The sequence below is a fragment of the Bradyrhizobium sp. DOA9 genome (genome assembly GCF_000617845.2).
In the GTDB taxonomy this organism is placed as follows: domain Bacteria; phylum Pseudomonadota; class Alphaproteobacteria; order Rhizobiales; family Xanthobacteraceae; genus Bradyrhizobium.
The window spans coordinates 1,388,158-1,412,362 of the sequence record NZ_DF820425.1; the positions used below are offsets into that span (position 1 = coordinate 1,388,158).

At 64.9% G+C, this 24,205-nt stretch carries 26 protein-coding genes and 1 tRNA gene; 16 read left to right on the plus strand and 11 right to left on the minus strand.

Annotated features, from left to right (window positions below):
* The first annotated feature begins 39 nt into the window (after window positions 1-39).
* Entirely contained in the window at window positions 40-333 is a 294-nt protein-coding gene (locus BDOA9_RS06435; RefSeq protein WP_025033122.1) for a hypothetical protein, read from the plus strand.
* Window positions 334-495: 162 nt separating this feature from the next.
* Window positions 496-708 carry a cysteine rich repeat-containing protein gene (locus BDOA9_RS06440; protein ID WP_025033123.1) on the plus strand — a complete coding sequence of 71 codons (213 nt, stop codon included), beginning with the start codon at window positions 496-498 and terminating at the stop codon, window positions 706-708.
* A gap of 46 nt (window positions 709-754) precedes the next feature.
* Here BDOA9_RS06440 and BDOA9_RS06445 read toward each other — a convergent pair whose 3' ends face one another.
* Window positions 755-2,443: an MFS transporter gene (locus BDOA9_RS06445; RefSeq protein ID WP_025033124.1), complete on the minus strand. Its 1,689-nt coding sequence runs from the start codon at window positions 2,441-2,443 to the stop codon at window positions 755-757.
* 137 nt (window positions 2,444-2,580) lie between these two features.
* Between BDOA9_RS06445 and BDOA9_RS06450 the strand changes: the two genes are divergently transcribed.
* From BDOA9_RS06450 to BDOA9_RS06480, 7 genes are all read left to right on the plus strand, one after another.
* A complete protein-coding gene (locus tag BDOA9_RS06450) occupies window positions 2,581-3,954 on the plus strand; it encodes a hydrolase (protein WP_025033125.1) in 1,374 nt (457 codons plus the stop codon).
* Window positions 3,955-3,989: 35 nt separating this feature from the next.
* Window positions 3,990-5,360 (plus strand): cytochrome P450, encoded by a 1,371-nt coding sequence (locus BDOA9_RS06455; protein ID WP_025033126.1) that lies wholly within the window; start codon window positions 3,990-3,992, stop codon window positions 5,358-5,360.
* Between the two features lie 50 nt (window positions 5,361-5,410).
* A complete protein-coding gene (locus BDOA9_RS06460; protein ID WP_025033127.1) occupies window positions 5,411-6,820 on the plus strand; it encodes an adenylate/guanylate cyclase domain-containing protein in 1,410 nt (469 codons plus the stop codon).
* A gap of 148 nt (window positions 6,821-6,968) precedes the next feature.
* Entirely contained in the window at window positions 6,969-7,493 is a 525-nt protein-coding gene (locus BDOA9_RS06465) for a tellurite resistance TerB family protein (RefSeq protein ID WP_025033128.1), read from the plus strand.
* Window positions 7,494-7,682: 189 nt separating this feature from the next.
* Complete coding sequence (locus BDOA9_RS06470) at window positions 7,683-8,462, plus strand: SDR family NAD(P)-dependent oxidoreductase (RefSeq protein WP_025033129.1); 780 nt, start codon at window positions 7,683-7,685, stop codon at window positions 8,460-8,462.
* A 126-nt stretch (window positions 8,463-8,588) separates the two neighbouring features.
* The gene (locus BDOA9_RS06475; RefSeq protein ID WP_025033130.1) at window positions 8,589-9,383 is read left to right on the plus strand and encodes a glutamine amidotransferase; all 795 of its coding nucleotides are present in this window, start codon (window positions 8,589-8,591) and stop codon (window positions 9,381-9,383) included.
* Window positions 9,384-9,482: 99 nt separating this feature from the next.
* Window positions 9,483-10,295, plus strand: a complete 813-nt coding sequence (locus BDOA9_RS06480) for an enoyl-CoA hydratase (RefSeq protein ID WP_025033131.1) — start codon at window positions 9,483-9,485, stop codon at window positions 10,293-10,295.
* Window positions 10,296-10,416: 121 nt separating this feature from the next.
* Here the strand turns inward: BDOA9_RS06480 and BDOA9_RS06485 are convergent.
* Window positions 10,417-10,492 (minus strand) — tRNA-Ala (locus BDOA9_RS06485).
* Between the two features lie 202 nt (window positions 10,493-10,694).
* Here BDOA9_RS06485 and BDOA9_RS06490 point away from each other — a divergent pair.
* From BDOA9_RS06490 to folD, 3 genes are read left to right on the plus strand one after another with little or no spacing between them, the layout of a single operon-like run.
* Complete coding sequence (locus BDOA9_RS06490) at window positions 10,695-10,985, plus strand: YggT family protein (protein WP_018645113.1); 291 nt, start codon at window positions 10,695-10,697, stop codon at window positions 10,983-10,985.
* A 15-nt stretch (window positions 10,986-11,000) separates the two neighbouring features.
* A complete protein-coding gene (locus tag BDOA9_RS06495) occupies window positions 11,001-11,345 on the plus strand; it encodes a DUF167 domain-containing protein (RefSeq protein ID WP_025033132.1) in 345 nt (114 codons plus the stop codon).
* Between the two features lies 1 nt (window position 11,346).
* Window positions 11,347-12,231: a bifunctional methylenetetrahydrofolate dehydrogenase/methenyltetrahydrofolate cyclohydrolase FolD gene (folD, locus tag BDOA9_RS06500; RefSeq protein WP_025033133.1), complete on the plus strand. Its 885-nt coding sequence runs from the start codon at window positions 11,347-11,349 to the stop codon at window positions 12,229-12,231.
* Between the two features lie 161 nt (window positions 12,232-12,392).
* Here folD and ppa read toward each other — a convergent pair whose 3' ends face one another.
* Both ppa and BDOA9_RS06510 read right to left on the minus strand, forming a co-directional pair.
* Window positions 12,393-12,929 carry an inorganic diphosphatase gene (gene ppa, locus BDOA9_RS06505; RefSeq protein WP_025033134.1) on the minus strand — a complete coding sequence of 179 codons (537 nt, stop codon included), beginning with the start codon at window positions 12,927-12,929 and terminating at the stop codon, window positions 12,393-12,395.
* A gap of 179 nt (window positions 12,930-13,108) precedes the next feature.
* Window positions 13,109-13,618: a GNAT family N-acetyltransferase gene (locus BDOA9_RS06510; protein WP_024338772.1), complete on the minus strand. Its 510-nt coding sequence runs from the start codon at window positions 13,616-13,618 to the stop codon at window positions 13,109-13,111.
* 267 nt (window positions 13,619-13,885) lie between these two features.
* On the opposite strand from BDOA9_RS06510, the gene BDOA9_RS06515 reads away from it, so the two are divergent.
* The 4 genes from BDOA9_RS06515 to BDOA9_RS06530 are packed head-to-tail and all read left to right on the plus strand — an operon-like array spanning window position 13,886 to window position 17,045.
* On the plus strand, window positions 13,886-14,785 hold the full coding sequence (locus BDOA9_RS06515; protein ID WP_025033135.1) for an alpha/beta hydrolase family protein: 900 nt from the start codon (window positions 13,886-13,888) through the stop codon (window positions 14,783-14,785).
* Window positions 14,782-15,249, plus strand: a complete 468-nt coding sequence (locus tag BDOA9_RS06520; RefSeq protein ID WP_025033136.1) for a DUF2269 family protein — start codon at window positions 14,782-14,784, stop codon at window positions 15,247-15,249. Before BDOA9_RS06515 ends, BDOA9_RS06520 begins: the two co-directional genes overlap by 4 nt.
* An 8-nt stretch (window positions 15,250-15,257) precedes the next feature.
* Window positions 15,258-16,577 (plus strand): SDR family oxidoreductase, encoded by a 1,320-nt coding sequence (locus tag BDOA9_RS06525; RefSeq protein WP_025033137.1) that lies wholly within the window; start codon window positions 15,258-15,260, stop codon window positions 16,575-16,577.
* A gap of 60 nt (window positions 16,578-16,637) precedes the next feature.
* Window positions 16,638-17,045, plus strand: a complete 408-nt coding sequence (locus BDOA9_RS06530; RefSeq protein WP_025033138.1) for a thiol-disulfide oxidoreductase DCC family protein — start codon at window positions 16,638-16,640, stop codon at window positions 17,043-17,045.
* 91 nt (window positions 17,046-17,136) lie between these two features.
* On the opposite strand, the gene BDOA9_RS06535 is transcribed toward BDOA9_RS06530, so the two are convergent.
* From BDOA9_RS06535 to BDOA9_RS06560, 7 genes are all read right to left on the minus strand, one after another.
* Window positions 17,137-18,381 carry a flavin monoamine oxidase family protein gene (locus tag BDOA9_RS06535; RefSeq protein WP_025033139.1) on the minus strand — a complete coding sequence of 415 codons (1,245 nt, stop codon included), beginning with the start codon at window positions 18,379-18,381 and terminating at the stop codon, window positions 17,137-17,139.
* 101 nt (window positions 18,382-18,482) lie between these two features.
* The gene (typA, locus tag BDOA9_RS06540; RefSeq protein WP_025033140.1) at window positions 18,483-20,309 is read right to left on the minus strand and encodes a translational GTPase TypA; all 1,827 of its coding nucleotides are present in this window, start codon (window positions 20,307-20,309) and stop codon (window positions 18,483-18,485) included.
* Window positions 20,310-20,546: 237 nt separating this feature from the next.
* Entirely contained in the window at window positions 20,547-20,831 is a 285-nt protein-coding gene (locus BDOA9_RS06545; RefSeq protein WP_025033141.1) for a hypothetical protein, read from the minus strand.
* Window positions 20,828-20,980 (minus strand): hypothetical protein, encoded by a 153-nt coding sequence (locus tag BDOA9_RS36500; RefSeq protein WP_244521454.1) that lies wholly within the window; start codon window positions 20,978-20,980, stop codon window positions 20,828-20,830. The genes BDOA9_RS06545 and BDOA9_RS36500 overlap by 4 nt, the downstream gene beginning before the upstream one ends.
* A gap of 65 nt (window positions 20,981-21,045) precedes the next feature.
* Entirely contained in the window at window positions 21,046-22,491 is a 1,446-nt protein-coding gene (locus tag BDOA9_RS06550) for a radical SAM protein (RefSeq protein WP_025033142.1), read from the minus strand.
* Window positions 22,488-23,204, minus strand: a complete 717-nt coding sequence (locus BDOA9_RS06555; protein ID WP_025033143.1) for a prolipoprotein diacylglyceryl transferase — start codon at window positions 23,202-23,204, stop codon at window positions 22,488-22,490. The genes BDOA9_RS06550 and BDOA9_RS06555 overlap by 4 nt, the downstream gene beginning before the upstream one ends.
* 75 nt (window positions 23,205-23,279) lie before the next feature.
* Entirely contained in the window at window positions 23,280-24,044 is a 765-nt protein-coding gene (locus BDOA9_RS06560; protein WP_025033144.1) for a Crp/Fnr family transcriptional regulator, read from the minus strand.
* Window positions 24,045-24,205: the final 161 nt, after the last annotated feature.

A 24,205-nucleotide genomic window follows, 5' to 3' on the forward strand; every position in this document is an offset into this window, starting at 1 on the left:
ACAACGGGCCCGCTGCGGCGGTGCCAATGGGAGCTTCAAATGACCAAGTCGTTTACCAGCAAGATCCGCGGCACCAGCCTGGCGCTGGGCTTTGCCGCCATCGTCTCGATCGCCTCGACGGGTGCGAGCTTCGCCTTCACGGCCGAGGCGCAGCAGATGTGCACGGGCGATGCCTTCCGTCTCTGCTCGGCGGAGATACCCAACATCCCGAAGATCACTGCGTGCATGATCAAGCATCGCTCGGACCTCAGCGCGGGCTGCCGCGCGGTGATGGACAAGGACCTCGCCAAGGGCGCCTCGCGCAAGGTCGCTGACGCCCAGGACAAGCAGTAAGAGCACCTAATCACTGCGTCGTCCGCTCCCGTCGCGATGTGCTCCGGCGTCAAGCCGGGGCCCCGCGGTGGACCCCTCCCGCTCGGCCACAAAGCCGTTGCAGCTCCGGGATCGTCGCACTAGCTTCGCCCGCATATTGTTCCGGGTGCGAGGCTTTCAGCGATGGCGAGACTTCTCTTGATTGTTTCCTTGATCATGTGCGCTTCTGGCGCGTCGGCGCAGCAGCCGGGCCAAGATGCTTGCGCGCGCGACGTCACACGTTTCTGCCGCGCCGTCATGAACAATGGCGATGGTGCCGTGCTCGCGTGCCTGAAGCAGCACCGCACCCGCCTCAGCAAGGCCTGCGACAAGGTGCTTACCGATCACGGGCAGTAACCGGCATTCCGAGGCGAGCGAAGCGCCAACGCGGCCCAAGAGACACTTACGTACTGCTTCCCGCCGCGGTCGCGACCACCGGCAGCACCTCGCTGTTCGCGCGGTCCGGCGTGTCGTCCTTCCAGCGCACCGAGCCGAACGGTCGCTCCAGCATGCGGCGGATCCGCACCGGCTCGGGACCGATATGGAAATCGATCGCCTGCTGATGCAGCGCGCGTTCGGACTGGGTCGCACGGTTGCGCTGACGCAAATAGTCGAGCCAGGTCGGGCAGTGATAGCGCTCGGTCCACAGCTCGGGGTCGGCGATGTCGCGCGCGATCGACCAGCCATAGGCGCCATTGCGCTGGCGCGAGAGCTGTACGTCCTGCATCACGTTGTGGAACGCGCGCGCGTTCTCCTGCGCGACGCGATATTCGATCTCGACCACCAGCGGCCCACTGCGGCCCGTCAGCGACAGCTTCACTTCGGGATCGGCCAGCATGTCCGCATCCTCGTTGCGGGCACCGACGCGCGGCATCGTGAGCCATATGCCGAGCAGCGGCGAGATCAGCATCAGGCCGGCCGCCGTCAGCAGCGCCATCTCGACGCCGGCATAGTCGGTGAGGTGGCCCCAGCCCCAGGCGCCGATCGCGATGCCGCCGGCGATCGCGGCCTGGAACGCCGCCAGCGAGCGACCGGCGACCCAGCGCGGCGCCGAGAGCTGCACGCCGATATTGAACAGCGCGATCGCAGCCATCCAGACCGCGCCGCCCAGCACCAGCGCGGCCGCCGTCAGCACCGGCTCCGTGCTCAGCGCGAGGGCGGCCATGGCGAAGGCCATCGTGATGGTGCAGGCCCGGATCGCGGCCTCGCCGCTCATGCGCTTGCGCAATTCGTGGATGTTGAGCGCGCCGATCACCGCGCCCATGCCGAAGGCGCCAAGCATGATGCCATACATCTGCGCGCCGCCATGCAGGAGGTCGCGCGCGACCAGCGGCATCAGCGCCATCACGGCGCCGCCGATCAGGCCCATCACCAGCGTGCGCAACAGCACGATCTTGATCGGCGGAGAATTCGTGATGTAGCGGAAGCCCGAGACCATGGCGCGATTGAGCTTCTCCCGCGGCAGGCGAGACGCCTCGGTGTTGCGGCGCCAGAGCAGCAGCACCACCAGCAGCGGCAGATAGAGGATCGCATTGCAGGCGAACGCGGCCACCGCACCGAGCGCGGCGACGATGACGCCGCCGACCGCCGGACCGAAACTGCGCGCGATGTTGTAGCTGATGCCGTTCAGCGCCACCGCGGACGCCAATGCCTCGGGCGGTACCTGTTCGCTGACCGAGGACTGCCACGCCGGGCCGAACAGCGCATTGCCGCTGCCGACGATGAAGCAGAAGGCGAGCAGCAATTCGGGGGTGATCAGGTTGAAGCCGGCCAGCACGGTGAGCGCGCTCGCGCCGATCAGCGCGATCGACAGCGAGATCACGCTGACGATGCGGCGGTCATACATGTCGGCGATGGCGCCGGCCGGCATCGAGATCAGCATGATCGGCAGCATCAAGGCGGTCTGCACCAGCGCCACCTTGTCCGCCGAGGCCGCCATCTGCGTCATCGCCCAGGCCGCGCCCACGCCCTGGATCAGGAGACCGAGATTGGAGAGCAGGCTGGCGAGCCAGATCCGCCGGAACACGGTGTACCGCAGGGGCGCAGCGATGCCGTCGGCGGCCATTTTCGGGCGGTTCGGCTGCTCGGTCATATCCCCTTCCATATCGGATGGCAGAAGTGGTCGTGGTGATTCCGGCCAATTCAGTGATGCCTGCGAAAGTCCTTCGTTGTCCAGTGCTTAGGTCGGTATAAGCAGTGCAAAGAGGCAGGCCCGCCGGGGAGGAACAGATGAAGCTGTCGCGACGGACGATCTTGCGGGGGGCTGCGAGCGTGCCTTTCGCAATTGCGAGCTTGCGGACGGGCGCGCTGGCCCAGACCGCGCCCGCCGCCGCACCGGGCACGGAGCTGCCGCCGATCCTGTTCGTTCACGGTAACGGCGATTACGACGCGCTCTGGATGACCACCTTGTGGCGCATGGAGTCCAACGGCGTTGCACGCGATCGCATGATGGCGATCAATTTCACCGATCCCCTGGCGCGCAGTGATGACAAGGTCGAGCAGGCGGGCCGCTCCTCGACCGAGGACCAGCGCCGCGAGCTCGCTGCCGCCATCGCTGAACTGAAGCGCCGCACCGGCGCGCCTCGCGTGGCGCTGGTCGGCAGCTCGCGCGGCGGCTACGCGATCCGCAACGTCATCAGAACCGGCGGCGCCGGCGATGTCAGCCATGCCGTGCTGTGCGGCACGCCCAACCACGGCGTGTTCGCGACCGACGACCAGCCCAACAACGAGTTCAACGGCCGCGGCGCGTTCCTGCGCGGCCTGAACGAGGGCGAGAGCGAGGTGACGCCGGGTGTTGCCTTCCTCACGCTGCGCAGCGACGGCATGGACAAATATGCGCAACCCGATGGCCGCTTCATCGGCAAGCCCGGCACCCCGACCAATGTCACCGTCGAAGGGCCGGAGCTGAAGGGCGCCACCAATCTCGTGCTCGGCGCGCTCGACCATCGCGAGGTGGCGTTTCACCCGCGCGCGTTCCGGGAGATTTACAAGTTCATCGCCGGGCGCGAACCTGCGCGCATCGCGATCGTGCCGGAGCCCAGCGTGAGGTTGAGCGGCCTGGTCACGGGCACGCCCGGCGGCGTGCCGACCAATCGTCCGGTCGCGGGTGCAATCGTCGATGTCTTCCGTGTCGATCCCGATACCGGGGAGCGCAAAGAGGGTGCGCTGCATAGCTCGAAGACGGGCTCCGATGGCCGCTGGGGGCCGGCGCAGGTCGATCCCGCCTGGTCGCTAGAATTCGTGCTGACCTCGCCGGATGCGCCGACGACGCACATTTACCGCTCGCCCTTTCCGCGCTCATCCGAGGTCGTGCATCTGCGGCCAGCGCGCCCGCTCGGCCCGGCCGACAAGGACGCCGGCGCCGTCGTGATCATGTCGCGTCCGCGCGGCTATTTTGGCCTGCCGCGCGACGTGGTGCTGCTCGACGGCAAGCAGCCGGCCGACGTCAAGCCGGGCGTGCCCACGGATGCGGCAGCAACCCTGCGGCTTCCCGCCAGCGAGGTTGGGCGTAACATCGTCGCCCAATTCGGCGAAGAACGGATTGTGGCACGCGCCTGGCCTGCGTCCGAGAACCGGATTGCCATTGCCGAGCTGACTTACTAGCTATTTACCTGCGTCCCATCCTGCGGGAGAGAGCCATGAATATCGCCAGCGTGCGTCGGCCCATCATCCCCCCGGCTCCCCCGCGTGCGCCCGACGACATGTCGTTCCTCGGCCGGCTCGCGGTTGTCAGGCAGAACATGATCGCGACCTGGGGGCAGCGCGCCTACGAGGAAGAGGTCATCCCGGGCCGCTTCTTTTTCCGCAACAGCTTCATCCTGAACCAGCCGGACGCGATCCGGCACGTCCTGCTCAGCAATTACGAGAACTACACGCGCACGCCGGCCGGCATCCGCATGCTGCGCCCGGTGCTCGGTGACGGCCTCCTGATCGCGGAAGGTCATTCCTGGACGTTTCAGCGCCGCACGCTGGCGCCGGCCTTCACGCCGCGCGCGACCGCGAACCTCGTTCCGCACATGACGGCGGTGCTCGACGAGACCATCGCCGGGCTGGACGCGCAAACCGGTGAGCCGGTCGACCTGCGTCAGATCATGCAGCGCATGACGCTCGAGATCGCCGGGCGCACGATGTTCTCGTTCGGCATGGACCAGCACGGCGCGACCTTGCGCAACTTCATCATGGAATATGCCGCGCGGTTGGGTCGTCCCTATTTCCTCGACATGGTGCTGCCGGTGTCCTGGCCGAGCCCGATGGATTTTGCCCGCGCCCGTTTCCGCAAGCGCTGGACCGAGTTCGTGGCGATGCTGATCGCCGAGCGGCGCAAGGCCGGCAAGAAGGACGGCGCGCCGCCGCGCGACCTGTTCGATCTCATGGACGAGGCACGCGATCCCGAAACCGGCAAGGGCTTCTCGGACGAGCAGCTCGTCGACGAGGTCGCGACCATGATCCTCGCCGGCCACGAGACCACGGCAACGGCGCTGTTCTGGGCGCTCTATCTGCTCGCCCTCGACCCGGAAACGCAGGAGGAGGTCGCGTCCGAGACCCGTGGCGAGCACCTCGACAGCATGGCCGACATCGATCGCCAGAAATTCACCCGCGCGGTGATCGACGAGACGATGCGGCTCTATCCGCCGGCCTTCCTGGTCGCGCGTGCCGCGCGCGACAAGGATAATGCGGCGGGTGTCGAGATCGGCAAGGGCGACATCATCATGATAGCGCCATGGCTGTTGCACCGGCACGAGAAGCTGTGGGATCAGCCGAACGCCTTCATTCCGAAACGCTTCATGTCGAAGGAGGCGCCGGATCGTTTCGCCTATCTGCCGTTCGGCGCGGGTCCCCGCGTCTGTATCGGCGCGCCGTTTGCCCAGGCCGAATCTGTGCTGGCGCTGGCGCGGCTGATCGGCGCATTCCGTGTCGAGCTCGCCGACCCCGTGACCCCCGTGATCCCGCTCGGCGTCGTCACCACCCAGCCGGACCATTCACCCATGTTCCGCATCACGCGTCGGTGACAGGCGATCTGCCCGCTGGCGACGTGATTCATCCCAGATAGAGTCCCGCGATGAGCGATATCCAGGCCCAATTATCCGTTCTGAAGCAGACCGCCGATCCCGTTGTCGTGGAGGCGATAGCGCAGCTGATCGCCAATGGTCATGATCGCGACCTCAACCGCATCAACGCGCTGGATTTTGCCAATCGTAGCGGGCTCGACCAGGAGAAGGTGATTTCCGGATTGCTGCATGCCTCGCGGCTGGGCTTGTTCGACATGAGCTGGAACGTGCTGTGCCCCGGTTGTGGAGGGGTGTTGGGCGCGCACGCAACCTTGAAATCGTTGAAGCACGAAGACTACAATTGCGCGCTCTGTGCAGCCGGTTACGAGGCGTCCGTCGACGAGATGGTCGAGGTGGCCTTCACCGTCAGCCCACGGGTCCGCCGCATCGGGGCTCATGATCCCGACACGTTGCCGATCTGGGAGTATGTGCGGCAGATGTTCTGGAGCTCCGGGGTCGACATCAATGAGGAATCCTTTTCCCATCTGATCAACGAGGTGACGCTCGAAGCGCTGGAATTGCCTGCGGGCGAAAAGGCGATCCTCTCGCTCAACCTGCCCAGCCAGTTCATCATCGTTTTCGAGCCGGTCACCCATTCCGCCCATTTCCTGGATGTTCAGGGCGAGCCGACGAGCGAGCGTCAGCAGCTTTCGATCATGTTCAACAAGCTGGAGGCGCCGACCGGGACCACCGTGATGCGCCCCGGGCCGTTGCGCCTCACGCTCGAGAACCAATCGGGCGGTCGCGTGTTGCCTTCGGTCTGGGTCGCCGCCGACGCGTTGCATGAGATGATCGGCAAGCGCAAGCCGATCTTGACCGCCAAGCGGATTCTGTCCAATCAGACGTTCCGCGACGTCTTCAAGGCCGACAACCTCAATGTCGACCAGCGACTGAAGATCACATCGCTGACGTTCCTGTTCACCGACCTGAAGGGTTCGACGGCCCTGTATGAGCGGGTCGGCGATCTCAGCGCCTTCGATCTCGTGCGGGCGCATTTTCGTGCGCTGCTGGAGATCATCGCCGCCGAGAAGGGTGCAGTTGTGAAGACGATCGGCGATGCCGTCATGGCAACCTTCGTCAGACCCGAGCACGCCATCATCGCGGGACTGCGGATGCGTGCAGCCATGGACGAATTGAACAACCAGCGCGGCGCCAACGATCTCATTCTCAAGATCGGCATCCATGAAGGCCCGTGTCTGGCGGTGATGCTCAACGAGCGACAGGATTATTTCGGCCAGACCGTCAACATCGCCGCCCGCGTGCAGAGCCTGTCGACTGCGCAGGAGATTCACATCACCGGCCCGGTGCTGGATGCGCCCGCAGTCGCCGAAGTGCTCGAGCAGCGCGCCATCAAGCCGATCCAGAAGCAGGCCGCGCTTCGCGGCATCGCCGACAAGATGGTGGTGTACGAGATACCGTGAGGCATCGCCGTGAACAGATTGCCGAAACGTAATACGCGCGCGGAACTGACGCACGTTGCGCCGGTTGAGTTTCATTCTCATATGATGATGGTAACTAATGCTGGTAACGGCCGCGCTCCCCGCGGCGTCATCGATCTCGGTAGGACCCATGCTCGACGGCTTGCGCCAATTCATCGCCGACATTGTCGGTCCCCAAGCCCAGGACCGCGCATTCGGCGACAGCGACTATCGGCTGGCCGCGACCGCGCTGCTGGTCCACGTGGTTTCGCTGGACGGCCAGCCGAGCGCGGCCGAGCAGCGCAAGCTGCACAGCCTGATCGAAAGCCATTTCGGGCTCGACCGCGGCACTGCTGACCGTCTCATCGCGGACGCCACCCAGGTCGAGGGCGAGGCGGTCGATCTCTATCACTTCACCAGCGTCATCATGCGCTCGCTCGACGAAGCGGGCCGCAGGCGAATCGTGCAGATGATGTGGGAGCTGGTCTATGCCGACGGCGAAGTCAGCGAGTTCGAGGACAATGTGGTCTGGCGCGCGTCGGATCTGCTCGGCATCTCCCAGCGCGACCGCATCGAGCTGAAGCACGCCGTTGCGGAGCGGGCCGGCGGCCAGGTCAAGGATAGTGCCGTCGGCGGACCTGTCCCCGGCGGATTGCCTGACCTGCGAGCCACATGACCAAACTTTAATGTAAGCCGGGCGGCACTCCGCTTTTTGCGGATTCGGCTGCAAATTCCGGTCTTTCCTGATCCCCCTGTCGCCTCCTCAAGCAACCATGCTGCCCGCGCCGCTTGCATGGCGCGCACGGCTTGTGCTCTCGTTCATCCATTGCCGGGGCCACAGACTTAAATTCAAGAGACTTCGATCGTGACTGAGCGGGTAACGTTGATCACCGGTGCCTCGGCGGGCATCGGGATGGAGCTTGCGCGTGTGTTTGCCGCCAATGGACATCGCCTCGCATTGACCGCGAGACGGGCGGATCGGCTCGAAGTGCTCGCGAACGAGCTCGCCGCCAAGGGCGGCAAGAAGCCGATCGTGATCGCCTGTGATCTCGAGGACGCGGATGCCGGCGAGAGGATCGCCGCAGCACTTGCCGCCGAAGGCGTCGAGCTCGATCATCTCGTCAACAATGCCGGCTTCGGCGTGTTCGGCGATGCCATCGAGTGCGATCCCGACGCGCAGCTCGGCATCGTCGACGTCAACGTCCGGGCCCTGACGGATCTGTCGCTGCGCTTCGCCGATCAGCTCATCCGGAACAAGGGTGGTCTCCTCAATGTCGGATCGGTTGCAGGCTTCCTGCCCGGCCCCGGGATGGCCGTCTACTACGCGTCCAAGGCCTATGTGATCTCCTTCACCGAAGCATTGCGGGCGGAGCTTGCGCCCCGCGGCGTCCGCGTCACCGTGCTCTGCCCGGGCCCGGTGCCCACGGAATTCCAGGGCCGTGCCGGCGTTGGACCGCAACATGATACGGCCATGCTCAACGTCTCTGCCGACCAAGTTGCACGCGAGGCATATCGCGGCCTGATGACCAACAAACGGGCAGTGCTGCCGGGTCTTGGCATCAAGATTGTGCCGTTCGCGCTGCGCTTCTTCCCACGCGGCTTCATCCTGGCCGCCACCAGCCGGTTCCAGCGGCAGAGGCGCTGAGCAACATCGGCATCCGTAGTGGTCCGGAGCTTGCTTCAGGCACGAGGCATGTGTGCGCAAACTCACACGATGTTAACCACCGCTTAGCTATGCTGGCGGTCTGAACCGATAGCACTCGCAGAGGCCATGTCGTTCCGGACGGACAGGTTTGGTGGCGCAGAGGTGGTTGCCTTCCCACAGAGGGCGACGAGCGCCGCCGCCGCGGAAACCCGGCTGCCGGTTCTGATCGTCCTGCATCAGGAATGCTCGACACCCGGCCGCGTCGGCAATGCGCTCCGCGCGCTCGGCCATCGTCTCGACATCCGCCGTCCCCGCTTCGGCGATCTCCTGCCCGAGACGCTCGATCAGCATGCCGGCGCCGTGATCTTCGGCGGCCCGATGAGCGCCAATGATCCCGACGATTACATCCGCCGCGAGATCGACTGGATCGAAATTCCGCTCCGCGAGCAGCGGCCGTTGCTCGGCATCTGCCTCGGTGCGCAGATGCTGGCGATGCAGCTCGGGGCCCGTGTCGCGCCGCATGCGCAGGCGCTGACGCAGATCGGGTACTACCCGATCCGGCCGACCGCCGCGGGCCGCACGCTCTGCCCGCATTGGCCGGCGCAGGTCTATCATTGGCATCGCGAGGGCTTTGAGCTGCCTGAAGGCGCCGACTTGCTCGCCGAAGGCGATGATTTCCCGGTGCAGGCGTTCCGCGCCGGCAATGCTTTCGGCGTGCAGTTCCACCCCGACGTGACCTACGCGATGATGTGCCGCTGGACCACGCGCGGCTACGACGGCTTCAGCGCACCCGGTGCGCGGCAGCGGCATCATCACTTCGCGGATCGTGCCGTCTACGACATGGCCGAGCGCGCCTGGCTCGATCATTTCATCGATGGCTGGCTCGAGCGCCGGCCGGTGCTGGCGCAAGCCGCCGAGTGATCGCGCCTTCACGCAAGTCCTCGCCTCTTCCCTGGGTATGCTAGGCTCGCTGCCAACGAGCGCGCGCGAAAAGCGCGCCGGCAAACCAGGGAGAGCGTCATGGCTTACGAGCACATTCTCTATGAGGTGAGCGACAAGATCGCGACCATCACGCTCAACCGCCCCGATCGCATGAATGCATGGACGCCGATCATGGAGCGCGACGTGCGCGACGCGATGGAGGCGTCGAACGCCGACGACAATGTTCGCGTCATCGTGCTCACCGGCGCGGGCCGCGCCTTCTGCGCCGGCGCCGACATGGATGCGCTGAAGGGCCTTGATCCCAATGACGTCAGCCGTGCCTCGAACCTGCCGCCGTTCGACATGAACCGTCGGCCGGACTGGCAGACGCGGTACGGCTATTATCCATCGATCAAGAAGCCGATCATCGCGATGCTCAACGGTGCGACCGCGGGCATCGGCCTCGTCCACTCACTCTATTGCGACCTGCGCTTTGCCGCCGACAACACCGTCTTCACGACCGCTTTCGCACGGCGCGGCCTGATCGCCGAGCACGGCATCAGCTGGACGCTGCCGCGCATCGTCGGCCACGCCAATGCGCTGGATCTGTTGCTCTCGGCGCGGCGCGTCTCGAGCGATGAGGCGCTGCGGATCGGGCTGGTCAACCGGCTCTCTCCGCCGGAGAAGCTGCGCGAGGACACCTACGCTTACGCGCGCGATCTCGCCGATTTCGTCTCGCCGAGCGCGATGGCGGTGATCAAGCGCCAACTCTACGAGGTGCCGTTCCAGACGCTGGCCGAGGCCACGATCGAGGCCAACCGCGAGATGATGGTGGCGCTGAGCGGGAGTGATTTCCAGGAGGGCGTGGCGAGCTTCATGGAGAAGCGGCCGCCGCGGTTTACGGGGAGGTAGGGGGGCCTGCGGAGAGGGTCCGCCGTCGCCCTTCGGGCTATGGCGGGACAGCCTTCGCTCACTTCGCTACGAAAGAGCACGGCTGGCTTGCCGAGCCGTAGCTCGCGAAGCGAGCGAAGGCTGGTGGAGCCAGGCGGGATCGAACCGCCGACCTCGTCATTGCGAACGACGCGCTCTCCCAGCTGAGCTATGGCCCCTTTGCTGGCCGCTCTGGTGAACGCGGCCGACAACCGGGCGCCATTTAAGTCCCCGCCAAGGTCAAGTCAAGGACGCGTGTAACCCGGTTTTAGCCATCTGGGCACCGACTTCCCTTGTTTGGGCCTGACGGAACCGATATCTAGCAACAGGCGTCAATCCCGACCGGAGCCAGAGTCTTCAAAAGCCAGAGTCGTCAAAATCATGCGTGCCGTTCTCGACATCGTCATCATCGTGCTCGACCTCTACGTCTGGCTGCTGATCGCCTCCGCGATCCTGTCCTGGCTGATCGCCTTCAACGTGGTGAACACCCGCAACCAGTTCGTCTCGGCCGTGGCGGAGTTCCTGTACCGGATCACCGAGCCCCTGCTGGCGCCGATTCGCAATTTCCTGCCCAGCCTCGGCGGCCTCGACATCTCGCCGATCATCCTGATCCTGATCATCATGTTCATCGAGCGGGTGATCCTGTACTACATCTACCCCAACGTGATCTAAGCGGGCGGGAGCGCCTTGGTCGCCAGCAACGAGCCTTGGCGCTACTCGGCCGCAGGGATCAGCATCGCGCTGCGGGTGACGCCGCGCGGCGGCCGCGACGACATCGACGGGATCGAGCAACTTTCGGATGGCCGCAGCGTGCTCAAGGTGCGGGTGCGCGCCATCGCCGATGGCGGCGAGGCCAACAAGGCCGTTCTGCTGCTGCTGGCGAAATCGCTCGGCGTGCCCAAGGCCAGCGTGAAATTGCTATCGGGAGCCACGTCACGGCTGAAGCAAATCGCGGTCGAGGGCGATCCGGCGCGGCTCGGCGAAGCCCTGCGCCAGCTGGTATCGACCAAATCGAAGGACGGAGGGAACTGACATGACCGCCAGGATTATCGATGGGAAAGTCATCGCGGCGGAACTCCGTGCCCGCGTCGCCGAGGAGGTCGCCCGCGTCAAGCGCGAGCACGATCTGGTGCCGGGCCTTGCGGTGGTCCTGGTCGGCAACGACCCCGCCAGCGAGGTCTATGTCCGCTCAAAGCACACTCAGACCCAGGCCGCGGGCATGGCCTCGTTCGAGCACAAGCTGCCGGCCGACGTCTCGCAGGCAGATCTCTTGGCGCTGGTCGCAAAGCTCAACCACGATCCCGCCGTGCACGGCATTCTCGTGCAATTGCCGCTGCCGAAGGGGTTGAACACCGAGGCCGTCATCAATGCCATCGATCCCGCCAAGGACGTCGACGGGCTGCATCCGAACAATGCCGGCCGGCTCGCCGGCGGCTTCGAGGCGCTCTCGCCCTGCACGCCGCTCGGCTGCATCATCCTGACCAAGAGCATCCACGCCTCGCTGGAGGGTATGAACGCGATCGTCATCGGCCGCTCGAACCTGGTCGGGCGTCCGCTCGTGCAATTGCTGCTGAACGAGAACGCCACGGTGACGATCGCACATTCCCGCTCGCGCGACCTGCCCGGCCTCGTGAAGAAGGCCGATCTCGTCTATGCCGCGGTCGGAAAGCCCGAGATGGTGCGCGGCGACTGGCTGAAGCCGGGTGCGACCGTGATCGATGTCGGCATCAACCGCATCCCGAAGCAGGACGGCAAGACGCGCCTGGTCGGCGACGTCGCCTATCAGGAAGCGCTTGAAGTGGCCGGCGCGGTCACGCCGGTGCCGGGCGGTGTCGGCCAGATGACGGTGGCATGCCTGTTGGTGAACACGCTGCGCGCGGCCTGCGCGATCGCCGGGCTGCCGAAGCCGGCGGTATAGGTCTCGTGCCCCGGACGCCATCAGCGCGTCCACGCGCGTCTTCGACGCGCTATGGCAGCGCCTCTTCGGTGGTGCGCTGCTGAGCCGGGGCCCAGCGGCGGCATGGGTCCCGGCTCAGCGTCGCGTCATTTCACGCCGCGCCGCGTCCGGGACATGGAAGCTCAGCCCTTCTTCTTCTTCTCGCGCTCGATGCCTTCGAGGATCAGCTTGTGCGCATCCTCCGGGCCGCCCCAGCGCAGGATCTTCACCCATTTGCCCTTCTCGAGATCCTTGTAGTGCTCGAAGAAGTGCTGGATCTGCTGCAGCGTGATGTCAGGCAGATCGGAGTAGGACTTCACCTTGTCGTAGCGCTGCGTCAGCTTGGACGACGGCACCGCGAGGATCTTCTCGTCGCCGCCGGCTTCGTCCTCCATGAACAGCACGCCGACCGGGCGCACGCTCATGACGGCGCCAGGGATGATGGCGCGGGTGTTGATGATCAGCACGTCGCAGGGGTCGCCGTCGTCCGACAGCGTGTGCGGGATGAAGCCGTAATTACCGGGGTAACGCATCGGCGTGTAGAGGAAGCGGTCGACCACCAGCGTGCCGGCCTCCTTGTCCATCTCGTACTTGATCGGTTCACCGCCCACGGGGACCTCGATGATGACGTTGACATCCTGGGGGACGTTTTTTCCGATCGAGACCGCATCGATACGCATTCAAGGCTCCGTTGTTGCCGAGGATAAATCGCGCCCGGCAGCTATTTTGGCGCTGTCATACGCGGGCTTGGCCCGCTGATCCATCGCGTTTTTGTGAAATAATGAATCCAGCGATCACCGATACGAACGGCCGGCGGTATCGACGGATGGGAACGCTGCCCGGTTAGGGTTTCAGCAGCTCAATTGGTCCAAGCGAAGGCAACCTTGTCGAGCGCCTTCGGCCCGAACCGCTCCGACGAGCGCGCCACCATGCGGCCGCCCAGGGCGCGGTAGAACTCGGTGGCGGGGTCGTTGTCCGAGAGCGCCCACACCACCATGCTCTTCAGCCCGCTCTGCATCAGGTCGCGGCGTGCGGCGGCGAACAGGCGACGGCCGAAGCCGAGTCCCTGGAATTCCGGCCGCAGGTAAAGCTCATAGATCTCGCCGTCGAAATGCAGGCTGCGGGCGCGGTTGCGACCGTAATTGGCATAGCCGGCGATCTTGTCACCGAACACCAGCACGCTGACGCGGCTGCCCTTGCGGATCGCGCTGTCCCACCATTGCGGACCGCGGCGGTTGATCAGCTTCTCCAGCTCGGCGCCGGGAATGATGCCCTGATAGGCCGAACGCCAGGCTTCGTCATGGGTCGACGCCACCGCAGTTGCATCTGCAGCTTTGGCCGGCCGGACCTCGATCAGGGTTGTGCTCATGGACGCGATCAAACCAAGTCGCCGCGCCGGCGGCAAGACCTATCCTTAATTATCGGTTAACCTGTGGACTTTCTGCATCAGTATTTCGGCAATGTTGTGCCGAAAGAGAACAAGTCGCCGCATCCTACGGCCGCCGCGGGCCAGGCGTCGGTGCAAAAACTACGTTGCGGCAACGAGGGGACGGCGATGGCACCGCAGAAAGTCGGCTGCTAATGATTCGTTCCTACTAATCTGGCTGTCGCTGTTCGCGCTCGCTCTCGGCAATCCATGCGGCTCCTCAATACCATCGCGCTCCTCCCTCTGCTGGCTGTGCTGACCGCGCCGCCTCTGCACGCGCAGGTCAGGTTTGGTCCATCGGGAGAGGAGAGTGAGCCGTTTCGTCGGCAGGAATGGCGCGTGCCCACGCCGGATACCGGCCTTGCCGCGCGTGCCGTGCTGTTTCGCCCCTCCGGCGCAGGTCCGTTCCGGCTCGCGGTGATTGCACACGCCTCGACGCAGAATACGTTGCGCCGGGCGCAAATGCCGCAGCCGGAATACCGGCCGCTCGCCGCCTATCTCGTCGCGCGCGGCTTTGCCGTGCTGGTGCCGGAGCGGCCCGGCCATGGTGCGACTGGCGGCCGCTACCTCGAGGATCAGGGCGGCTGTGACGAGGCCGACTACGCACGCTCGGCCCGCGCAACGGCCGACGCAATCGCGCTGGCGCTGGCCCATCTGCAAAAGCAGGACTTCATCCGCAAGGATGGCGCGATCGTGATCGGCCATTCCGCCGGCGGATGGGGTGCGCTGGCGCTCGCCAATGCCGATCCACAGGTGATCGCGGCCATCACGGTGTTTGCACCGGGACGCGGCGGCCATGCCAATGACGAGCCGAACAGAATCTGTGCGCCGCACACGCTGCTCGCTGCGGCAGCGGAGTTCGGCAAGACCGCGCGCATTCCCGTCACCTGGCTCGTTGCGCGCAATGACAGCTATTTCGGGCCCGCATTCTCGCAGAAACTCGTCGATGCGTTCCGCGGTGCTGGCGGCAAGGTCGCGTTTCGCCTGCTGCCGGCCGTCGGCAGCGAAGGGCATTGGATGATCGAAACCGAAGCCGGCGTCAAAGCCGCCAGCGGCGAGCTCGCGCGCGCGCTGACACCGAGCAGCACAATGGCGATCAAGAAGCCATGACGCTGTATTTCCTGGTCAAGTTTGTTCACGTCCTCGGCGCCATCGTCATTCTCGGCACCGGGACCGGCATTGCCTTCTTCATGCTGATGGCGCATCGCACGCAGGACCCGGAGTTCATCGCCCGCACCGCTTCGATCGTGGTCATAGCGGACGCAATCTTCACGTTGTCGGCCGTGATCCTCCAGCCGGTCAGCGGCGGCGTGCTGATGCTGCTCTCGGCGAGCTCGATCACCGAGCGCTGGCTGCTGGCCTCGCTCGCGCTCTACGCATTTGCCGGCTTGTTCTGGATTCCCGTGGTGTTCATGCAGATCGAGATGCGCGACCTCGCGCGCAAGGCTGTTGCGCAGCGCAGTGCGCTGCCACCGCGCTATTTCGTACTGTTCCGCCGCTGGTTCGCGTTCGGCTTTCCCGGTTTCGGGGCGACCGTGCTGATCCTGTGGCTGATGATCGCAAAACCGTTCTGAGAGAAGGGATGAGCAAGCGAACCGTTCTGGTGCTCGGCGCCTCCGGCCTGATCGGCCGCTTCGTCACCGACGATCTGCGTGCCCGGGGCTTTCGCGTCGTCGGCGTGGCGCGGAGCCTGTCGCCGGCACAGAGGATGAGCGTGCTGGATATCGAGCTGCCGATCCTCAGCCTCGATGCGGCCGCGCTGACGCGACTCCTCAGCGAGCACGCGGTGGATGTCGTCGTGAACTGCCTCGGCGTGCTCCAGGATGGCCCCGACAGCAACACGAGCGCGGTGCATCGCGATTTCGTCGCGCGCCTGCTTCAGGCGATCGGTGACAGCCGTCGCGCAATTCGGCTGGTGCATCTCTCGATCCCCGGTGCCGCGGAGGCGGACCGCACCGCCTTCGCCACGACCAAGCGCGAGGCCGAGCGCCTGATCGGGGCCAGCGGCATTCCCCATGCCATCCTGCGACCCGGCTTCGTGGTCGCACCGTCAGCCTATGGCGGCAGCGCCATGCTGCGCGCGCTTGCGACCTTTCCGCTCGATTTGCCGGCGAAGGAAATGGCAACACCATTCCACCCCGTGGCGATCGAGGATATTTCGGCGACAATTGCCTGGCTCGCCGCACGCGACATCGACGACGTCTCCGTGAAGACGGTCAGCTGGGACCTGATGCAGACCGAACCGATCACCATGGCTGGCGTCATCAAGCCGTTTCGCCGTGCATTCGGCACGGCCGGCTGGCCGCGCGTGGCGATGCCGCGCCTCATGCTCGATCTCGGCGCGAAACTCGGCGATATCGCCAGCTATCTCGGCTGGATGCCGCCGATGCGCTCAACGGCGATCGCCGAGCTGCGTCGCGGCGTGATCGGTGATCCCTCCGCGTGGATCGCCGCTACTAGCATCGCGCCAAAGACGTTGGTTGAGACGATCGGCCGCCATCCTGCCAGTATCCAGGACAAATGGTTCGCACGCCTGTTCCTGGTCAAGGCGCTGATCTTCGCGAGCCTGGTCGCATTCTGGCTCGTCTCGGGCTTCATCGCCTTGTTCGTGTCGTACCGTGCCGCCGCCGGCATTTTGACCGCGCACAATTTTCCGCCCGCGTTGGTCGATCCCATCACCATCGGCACCAGCCTGATGGACATGAGCATCGGCGTCTTGATCGCCTTTCGCCGGACGGCTGCGATCGGCTTGATCGCGGGTATTTTCGCTTCGCTCGGCTATATGGTTGGCGCAGCGATGCTCACGCCCGACCTCTGGATCGAGCCGCTTGGCGCGCTGGTGAAGACCGGGCCGGCGATCGTGCTGATGCTCGTTGCGCTCCTGATGCTGGATAACCGATAGCGTTTTCGAGCGAAGTGGATTCCGGGTCTCGTGAAGAAAATGCGTTAAAGAGAGAGTCTAATGCCCAAATGGCCCGACGACGATGTCATTCTGTTCGACGGCGTCTGCATCTTCTGCTCGCGCTGGGTCCGCTTCGTCGCCAGGCGCGATGAGGCGAAGCGCTTTCGCTTCACGCCGATCCAGTCGGACTATGGCGCAAAGCTGGCACGCACCTTCGGCATCGACCCCGATGATCCCGATACCAACGCCGTGGTGCACGGCGGCGAAGTCTTCATGAAGTCGGATGCTGCACTGACGGTGCTGTCACAGCTCCCCGGCTGGGGCTGGGTGCGCGTGCTGTTCGCCGTGCCGAAGCCGCTGCGGGACGCGGGCTACAGCCTCGTTGCGCGCAACCGCTATCGTATCTTTGGAAAGTATGACGCCTGCTTCGTGCCCGATGCGGACTTGCGGGCGCGGGTGATCGAGTAGTTCGTCATTGCGAGCGCAGCGAAGCAATCCAGAGTCTTTCTGCGGTGGCAGTCTGGATTGCTTCGCTGCGCTCGCAATGACGAGTTTGGGGCTACGGTCTACCCAGAGCAGCCAGCACTTCCGTCGCCGCCCGCTCCCCACTATCCCGCGCGCCGTGCGCGGTCGTGAAGAAGGTCGGCGACGTCGCTTCCCCTGCAAAAAACAACCGTCCGTCCACCGGCGCGGCCAGCACTGCGCGATCCCCGGCGTGGCCGGGCAGCGCGTGCGAATACGACCCCCGCGCGAACGGATCGTGCGCCCAGCGCGATTCATACAGCGGCTTCAGCTTGCGCCTGATATCGTTGCCGAGAAAACCCGCGATCTCGTTGATGGCTTGCGCAGCGATGGCGCCTTCGCCGGCATTCTCAAGCTCGCGGGCAAAGCTACCGCCGAAGAAGCCCTCGATACAGGGCTGGCCAAACGGGCGGATGTGGTAGGTGCCCATGTCGGTGCGCATGGTGGCGCCGCGTAAGTTGCCCTCCTTCGGAAAGGTCTCGGCGTCATCGAGCGCCAGCGTCACCTTGTCGTCGACGCCGAGCGGCAGGCCCGCCGCTGCGTTCACCTTTGCGGGGAGCGGCGGCGAGAAGCGAATGGCTTCCTCCGCGATGAGATTGGTCGGCACGGTGACGATCACCTTGTCCGCGGTCAGCGTGCCCCGCGAGGTCTCGATGCGGACGCGTTTGTCCGAATGATCGATCAGCGCGACGTTGCAGTTCAGCGCCACCGGGAAGGGCGCACCATAGGTCGCAATCAGCGCGCCATAGCCGCGGCGGACGCGCCAGTTGAAGTTGGTGTCCTCATAGGCGTCCCAGTCCAGCGTCGACATATCCTTCAGCTCGCAGCCGTTGATATAGGTCGAGATCGCGTCGATCATCGGATTCCAGCGATTGCGGGGCTCCAAATGCGAGCTCGCGGGCTCGTCCTTGCCCGTTTGGGCGGCCTCCGACACGCGCTGGTAAAAGGCGTCCATCGCGCGCATGAAATCGTCGCGCTCGTTTTCCGGAAAGGCGTTGCCATAGGCGCGCTCGCGCCAGGGCGGCAGGTCCTTGTTCAGCTCGAAGCCGAGCTGTCGCGCGATCGGCACGAAGGAGTTCTTGTCGGCCGAATGCAGCCAGCCGCAGCCGACGTCGAAGGTCACCTCGGGCGAGGCCTGCACCGTCCAAGCCCGGCCGCCGAGCCGGTCACGCGCCTCCAGCACGATCACGGAGCGGCCGGAGCCCTGCAGCGCATGGGCGGCGCCGAGGCCGGCGGCACCAGCGCCGATGATCGCAACGTCGATGGAGGAGGGGAGGGGCATGAAAAAGCGAATAGTGAGTGGCGAATGGCGAATAGAGTATCGGAACTGCGGCCTGTGGCCAAACGGCCCTATTCGCTACTCGCCATTCCCCATTCGCCCTGTTACGCCACCGCTTCCTTGGCCTTTTCCGCGCGCTTGCGCTCGTTCGGGTCGAGGTGCTTCTTGCGCAGGCGGATCGACTTCGGGGTGACCTCGACCAGCTCGTCGTCCTCGATATAAGCGAGCGCCTTCTCCAGGGTCATGCGGATCGGCGGAGTCAGGCGCACGGCTTCGTCCTTCGAGGTCGTGCGGATGTTGGTGAGCTGCTTACCCTTGAGCACGTTGATCTCGAGATCGTTGTCGCGGGTGTGCTCGCCGACGATCATGCCGCGATAGACCTTCCAGCCCGGCTCGATCATCATCGGGCCGCGGTCCTCCAGCTTGAACATGGCGTAGGCCACCGCTTCGCCCTGGTCGTTGGAGATCAAGACGCCGTTGCGGCGACCCTGGATCTCGCCCTTGTACGGCGCGTAGCCGTGGAACAGGCGGTTCATGATCGCGGTGCCGCGGGTGTCGGTGAGCAGTTCGCCCTGGTAGCCGATCAGGCCGCGGGTCGGCGCGTAAAACACCAGGCGCTGGCGGTTGCCGCCGGAGGGCTTCATCTCGATCAGCTCGGACTTGCGCTCGCTCATCTTCTGCACGACGACGCCGGAATGCTCCTCGTCGACGTCGATCACGACCTCCTCGATCGGCTCCATGGTGGCGCCGGTCGCTTCGTCCTTCTGGTAGACGACGCGCGGACGCGACACCGAGAGCTCGAAGCCCTCGCGGCGCATGGTCTCGATCAAAATGGCGAGCTGGAGTTCGCCACGGCCCGACACTTCCATCGCGTCCTTGTCCGCGGATTCGACCACGCGCAGCGCGACATTGCCTTCGGCCTCGCGGAGCAGACGGTCGCGGATCATGCGGCTCGTCACCTTGTCGCCTTCGGTGCCGGCGAGCGGGGAGTTGTTGACGATGAACGACATCGACACGGTCGGCGGATCGATCGGCTGCGCCGGCAGCGGCACCTCGACGCTCGGGTCGCAGAAGGTGTCGGCGACGGTGCCCTTGGTCAGGCCTGCGATGGCGACGATGTCGCCGGCATCGGCTTCCTCGAGCGGCGTGCGCTCGAGGCCGCGGAACGCCAGGATCTTGGTGATGCGCCCGGACTCGACCAGCTTGCCGTCGGCGTTCAGCACCTTGACCTGCTGGTTCGGCTTCAGCGTGCCGGAGGAGATGCGGCCGGTGATGATGCGGCCGAGATAGGGGTTGGCCTCGAGGATGGTGCCGATCATGCGGAACGGACCTTCCTCGACCTTCGGCGGGGCGACGTGGCGCAGGATCAGGTCGAACAGCGGCTCCATGCCCTTGTCCTGCGGACCTTCGGGGCTATCCGCCATCCAGCCCTGCTTGGCCGACCCGTACAGGATCGGGAAGTCGAGCTGCTCCTCGCTGGCATCGAGCGCTGCGAACAGGTCGAACACCTCGTTGATGACTTCGGTCGGACGCGCGTCGGGGCGGTCGACCTTGTTGATGACGACGATCGGCTTGAGGCCGACCTTGAGCGCCTTGGAGACCACGAACTTGGTCTGCGGCAGCGGGCCTTCGGCGGCGTCGACCAGCACCAGGGCGCCGTCCACCATGTTCAGGATGCGCTCGACTTCGCCGCCGAAATCGGCGTGGCCGGGGGTGTCGACGATGTTGATCCGGGTGTCCTTCCACTGCACCGAGGCCGCCTTGGCCAGGATGGTGATGCCGCGCTCGCGCTCCAGATCGTTGGAGTCCATGGCGCGATCGGTCACCTTCTGGTTCTCGCGGAACGTGCCGGACTGCTGCAGGAGTTTGTCGACCAGGGTCGTCTTGCCGTGGTCGACGTGGGCGATGATGGCGACGTTACGAAGATTCATGAGTGAGCTTCTTTGCGGTCGAACAATGGGTTAAGCGCGATCTCGCCGGTCGGACCGGGACCTCTTCTCGAAACAACGCTGGAAGACTGGAAACGGGGCGCTTTGCGCCCAAAAAGGAAGCCCGGCCATCAGACCGGGCGCCCTGCGCGTTGCGGCGCAATATATGCAAAAACGGCGAAAAAACAATGTGTTCTTTGGCCGTTGGTTGACTGAATTTTGTCCGGGAATCTCCGGGGCTTAAGGCCCGGTCCCGGGTTGGTCGGGAGCCTTTCGGCCCTTGATGGCCGCCCAGATCAGGGCGACCCCGCCGATCCCCACGACCAGTCCCAGAAAGATCAGCGGCACGATGTCCGAGGCGATCTTGCCACCCTCAAGCGCAAACATTCCGCCGAACAGGAGCGCGCAGAGGCCCGGCAGCAGCATGAAGATCCCGGCAATCGCCATCAGGGCGGTCAGGCAGCCACTGCGCTGTTGCTGGTTCTGCGGAGGCACTGCCGGTGGCGGGACGCTGGAATCGCTCATGGTCTCTTTCTCGCGGCCCTGATCAGCATCACGCCGGCAAATGTCACCAGCGCTGTGAGGGCGAGGATGGGGATGAAACGGCTATCGAGGTCGGACGGCGAGTCGACGACGAAGATCAAGGCGCAGATGCCGGGCAGCAGCAGGATCACCCCGAACATCACCATGAGCGCCGTGACGCATCCACTTCGCGGCGGTGGAGGTGAAGGCATCTCGCTCAACGAGGCATCTCCTCGCGCGGCCTGGTTTCTCGATAAGTTTCCCCGGCCAGTTCGGCCCGAATGCCGTCGATCTTGCCGTTGCGGTAGAACAGATTGTAGGTGTCGAACGGGATGATCGCGCCCTGCTCCGTCACGAAATGGATGCAGCTGCGCTTGACGTTGCCCACGCAGAAATTGAAGCGGTCGAGAAATTGCACGATGGTGACGCGGAAGACGTTCTCGTAGGTGAGCCCGTCCGGCACCTGAAAGCTCGGCAGGCAGCACAGCAATTCGCAGACGCGCTCGGACGTGTTGAGGGGCCCCGACGACAGCGAGAACAGGTCGACAAACTTTTCCCGCAGCATCGGATATTTTTCCGGGCTGATGGTGTTGGGCATCACCGCAACCAGCTGCTCCTGCGGGATCAGCGAGGTCAGCGGCAGCACTTTCTCGCCATTGCGCAGGCCATAGCCGATCGAGATGCTTTCGGGGTTGCAGGGCAGCGGGATCATGTCCTTGTCGCCGAACACGCCGGTCTCGGTGACGCGCTTGCGGATCTCCGACAGCATGATGCGGTCGGTCTTCGCGTCGAAATCATCATTGCGGCCGGCGTCCTGCACCGGCTGCAACGTCACCCCGCGCACGCATGTCCAGGTCAGCGCGTGGCGCACGATGTCGCCGATCTCGGAATCGTTGACGCCGCGCTTGATGGTCGCGACCAGCGTGGTCGAGATGCCGTAATGCTCGAGATTTTCCAGTGCCTGCTGGCGGATTTTTCGCAAGTCCGCGCCACGCAGATTGATCAGCGCGTCGCGCTGCAGCGAATCGAATTGGAGATAGACCTCCAGCCCGCGCCTGTTCTCGGCGAGCCGCGCCACAAAATCCTTTTCGCGGGCGATGCGCAGGCCGTTGGTGTTGATCATGACGTGGCGGATCGGCCGGGCGCGCACGGCATCCAGGATCTCGAAGAAGTCCGGATGCAGCGTCGGCTCGCCGCCCGAAATCTGCACGAGATCGGGCTCGCCTTCGCTCGCGACCAGGGCGTCGAGCATCTTCTCCACCGTCGCGATCGGCGTGAATTTCGTTCGTGCAGGTGAAGATTCGGCGAAGCAAACCGGGCAGGTGAGGTTGCAATGCTCGGTGATCTCGATCAGCGCCAGGCAGGAATGCTGCTCGTGGTCGGGACAGAGGCCGCAATCATAGGGGCAGCCGAATTGGGTTCGCTCCTGGAAGTGCAGGGGCCGGTCGCCCGGCTTGATGAAATCCTTGCACAGCCGCCAATAGGCAGCATCCGTCGACACCAGCGTCGATTGCACCCCGTGGTCCCTGCAGCGCTTTTCGTACCAGACCTCGTTGCCGAGAATCTGGATCTTGGTCGGCACCAGCTTCAGGCAGGTCTCACAAAGAGATTGGGTCTGGCCCCAGAAGATGTAGGGACGCGACTTACGCAACGGCGCGTTCATGCAAGTGACTCTTCTTGTAAGCGTCTCGCTTTGGGTGCCGTCGCCAGCATGAAGGCGGCGTAGAGCAGGACGGACAGCGACAGCAGGTGAAACAGCGTCAGGGGCCCGACCAGCGTGCCATAGGGCTTGAGGAATTCCCATAGGAAGCGCTGCGCCCCGTAATAGGCGAGCACCAGGTAAAAACCATTGGTGATCGTGAACGCGTTCCGGTTCAAGACCGCCAGCACATAGACGAGCGCGAACAGGGCCATGGCCGCGCTCTCGTAGAGCTGCACGGGATGGCGACGAACGCCGTCGCCGAAATCATGGCCGAAGGGGAGCGCGGTGGGCGTGCCATAGGTGAAATCGTCGAGGCCCGCGAAATAACAGCCGATCCGGCCGATCGCGATGCCGAGCGCCAGCGGCAGCGCGAAGCGCGCGCCGGTTCGCACCGTGACGCCAGCGGACCATTTGTAGAGCTCGATCGCCACGATGCCGCCGGCCAGCGCGCCCTCGACCGAGCGCGCAATGCCGCTTTGCCCCGACAGCCACAGATTGGCGGAGCCGAACAGATAGGCGCCAAGGCCCGCGCCAAACACCAGCGCGGCGATATAGGGCAGCGCGAAGGACTGCGAAGGAAATTGCAAGCCCCGCCGTGACAGCCAATAGACGGCGGCGGCCGCCGCCAGCCAGGCCAGGATGTCGAAGAGAGTGTGAAGCAAAGCCCCGCTCATGCGAAGCCAGTATAGCACGACCGCCGCTAGAACGGCGCGCCGCGATTATGGCGCCGCCAGGGGAGAAGGAGGAAGCTATCCCGCCTCCCGCTCCTCGGTCGGATAGACCCCGCGCAGCACCTCCTCGAAATGCATCTTCACGGCATCGTTGCACAGGCATGCGCGCAGCCTTAGGCCCTCGCGGTTGCGGACCAGGATCGAGCCGCGCCGCGTGTCGAGCACGCGTTCGGCCTTGAACGACTGAAGCACGCGGCTGGCATAGGAGCGCCCCACCCCGAGCAGCGTCGCGAGCTGTTCGTGGGTCAGCGGCACGCTGGTCTCGTCGCCGGTCCGCTCCATCGCCGCCAAAATCCATTTGGCCGTCCGCTGCTCGATCGAATGAATCGCGTTGCAGGCGGTCGACTGGAAGATCTGGGCCAGCATGCAATCGGCATAGCGGGCAAAGACGTTGCGCAATGATGCCGAGCGCAGCTTGGCCGCTTCCAGCTTGGCGACGTGAATGCGTGCAAACGGCCCGCCGAATTTCACGCAGATCCGGGTATAAGCCGGCAGAAACCCCTCGCTGACGATGCCGCCGACCGCGCCTTCGCGGCCGACCAGAATGGTTTCGACGTCGCGGCCGTCCTCGTTGGGGACGAGGAAGGTCGCGAGCGACGGGCCGCAGGGGAAGTGGACGACCTGCACGTCATCGCCGGGATTGTAGAGCAAGTGGCCTGCTGTCGAGTCCTCGATGGTCACGTGCGGTGCCAGGAGGCCATAATCGACCTGACTCAAGCGCCGCAGCAGATTGTTGGCCGGCCGGCTCTCGACCTCGGTGACCTTGCCGATACGCGCATCCATCCTGAACTCCCACCTTCGTCCCACCTTAACGAGTTCCATCCGTTTGCTGTGTGCACAAGTGGACAGACCAGAGAACGACGATGTGGTGAGTTTCGTTCCGGGAACCCTCCGATGCGCTGCGCGCAGGCATCGTGTCGCGGCAGTCCTGATCCCAAAACCCC

What these genes read in the sequence shown, in the direction of transcription:
- BDOA9_RS06435 (WP_025033122.1), top strand. Translation starts at nt 40, where the DNA reads ATGACCAAGTCGTTTACCAGCAAGATCCGCGGCACCAGCCTGGCGCTG.
- BDOA9_RS06440 (WP_025033123.1), top strand. Translation starts at nt 496, where the DNA reads ATGGCGAGACTTCTCTTGATTGTTTCCTTGATCATGTGCGCTTCTGGC.
- BDOA9_RS06445 (WP_025033124.1), bottom strand. Translation starts at nt 2,443, where the DNA reads ATGACCGAGCAGCCGAACCGCCCGAAAATGGCCGCCGACGGCATCGCT.
- BDOA9_RS06450 (WP_025033125.1), top strand. Translation starts at nt 2,581, where the DNA reads ATGAAGCTGTCGCGACGGACGATCTTGCGGGGGGCTGCGAGCGTGCCT.
- BDOA9_RS06455 (WP_025033126.1), top strand. Translation starts at nt 3,990, where the DNA reads ATGAATATCGCCAGCGTGCGTCGGCCCATCATCCCCCCGGCTCCCCCG.
- BDOA9_RS06460 (WP_025033127.1), top strand. Translation starts at nt 5,411, where the DNA reads ATGAGCGATATCCAGGCCCAATTATCCGTTCTGAAGCAGACCGCCGAT.
- BDOA9_RS06465 (WP_025033128.1), top strand. Translation starts at nt 6,969, where the DNA reads ATGCTCGACGGCTTGCGCCAATTCATCGCCGACATTGTCGGTCCCCAA.
- BDOA9_RS06475 (WP_025033130.1), top strand. Translation starts at nt 8,589, where the DNA reads ATGTCGTTCCGGACGGACAGGTTTGGTGGCGCAGAGGTGGTTGCCTTC.
- BDOA9_RS06480 (WP_025033131.1), top strand. Translation starts at nt 9,483, where the DNA reads ATGGCTTACGAGCACATTCTCTATGAGGTGAGCGACAAGATCGCGACC.
- BDOA9_RS06490 (WP_018645113.1), top strand. Translation starts at nt 10,695, where the DNA reads ATGCGTGCCGTTCTCGACATCGTCATCATCGTGCTCGACCTCTACGTC.
- folD (WP_025033133.1), top strand. Translation starts at nt 11,347, where the DNA reads ATGACCGCCAGGATTATCGATGGGAAAGTCATCGCGGCGGAACTCCGT.
- ppa (WP_025033134.1), bottom strand. Translation starts at nt 12,929, where the DNA reads ATGCGTATCGATGCGGTCTCGATCGGAAAAAACGTCCCCCAGGATGTC.
- BDOA9_RS06510 (WP_024338772.1), bottom strand. Translation starts at nt 13,618, where the DNA reads ATGAGCACAACCCTGATCGAGGTCCGGCCGGCCAAAGCTGCAGATGCA.
- BDOA9_RS06515 (WP_025033135.1), top strand. Translation starts at nt 13,886, where the DNA reads ATGCGGCTCCTCAATACCATCGCGCTCCTCCCTCTGCTGGCTGTGCTG.
- BDOA9_RS06520 (WP_025033136.1), top strand. Translation starts at nt 14,782, where the DNA reads ATGACGCTGTATTTCCTGGTCAAGTTTGTTCACGTCCTCGGCGCCATC.
- BDOA9_RS06525 (WP_025033137.1), top strand. Translation starts at nt 15,258, where the DNA reads ATGAGCAAGCGAACCGTTCTGGTGCTCGGCGCCTCCGGCCTGATCGGC.
- BDOA9_RS06530 (WP_025033138.1), top strand. Translation starts at nt 16,638, where the DNA reads ATGCCCAAATGGCCCGACGACGATGTCATTCTGTTCGACGGCGTCTGC.
- BDOA9_RS06535 (WP_025033139.1), bottom strand. Translation starts at nt 18,381, where the DNA reads ATGCCCCTCCCCTCCTCCATCGACGTTGCGATCATCGGCGCTGGTGCC.
- typA (WP_025033140.1), bottom strand. Translation starts at nt 20,309, where the DNA reads ATGAATCTTCGTAACGTCGCCATCATCGCCCACGTCGACCACGGCAAG.
- BDOA9_RS06545 (WP_025033141.1), bottom strand. Translation starts at nt 20,831, where the DNA reads ATGAGCGATTCCAGCGTCCCGCCACCGGCAGTGCCTCCGCAGAACCAG.
- BDOA9_RS06550 (WP_025033142.1), bottom strand. Translation starts at nt 22,491, where the DNA reads ATGAACGCGCCGTTGCGTAAGTCGCGTCCCTACATCTTCTGGGGCCAG.
- BDOA9_RS06555 (WP_025033143.1), bottom strand. Translation starts at nt 23,204, where the DNA reads ATGAGCGGGGCTTTGCTTCACACTCTCTTCGACATCCTGGCCTGGCTG.
- BDOA9_RS06560 (WP_025033144.1), bottom strand. Translation starts at nt 24,044, where the DNA reads ATGGATGCGCGTATCGGCAAGGTCACCGAGGTCGAGAGCCGGCCGGCC.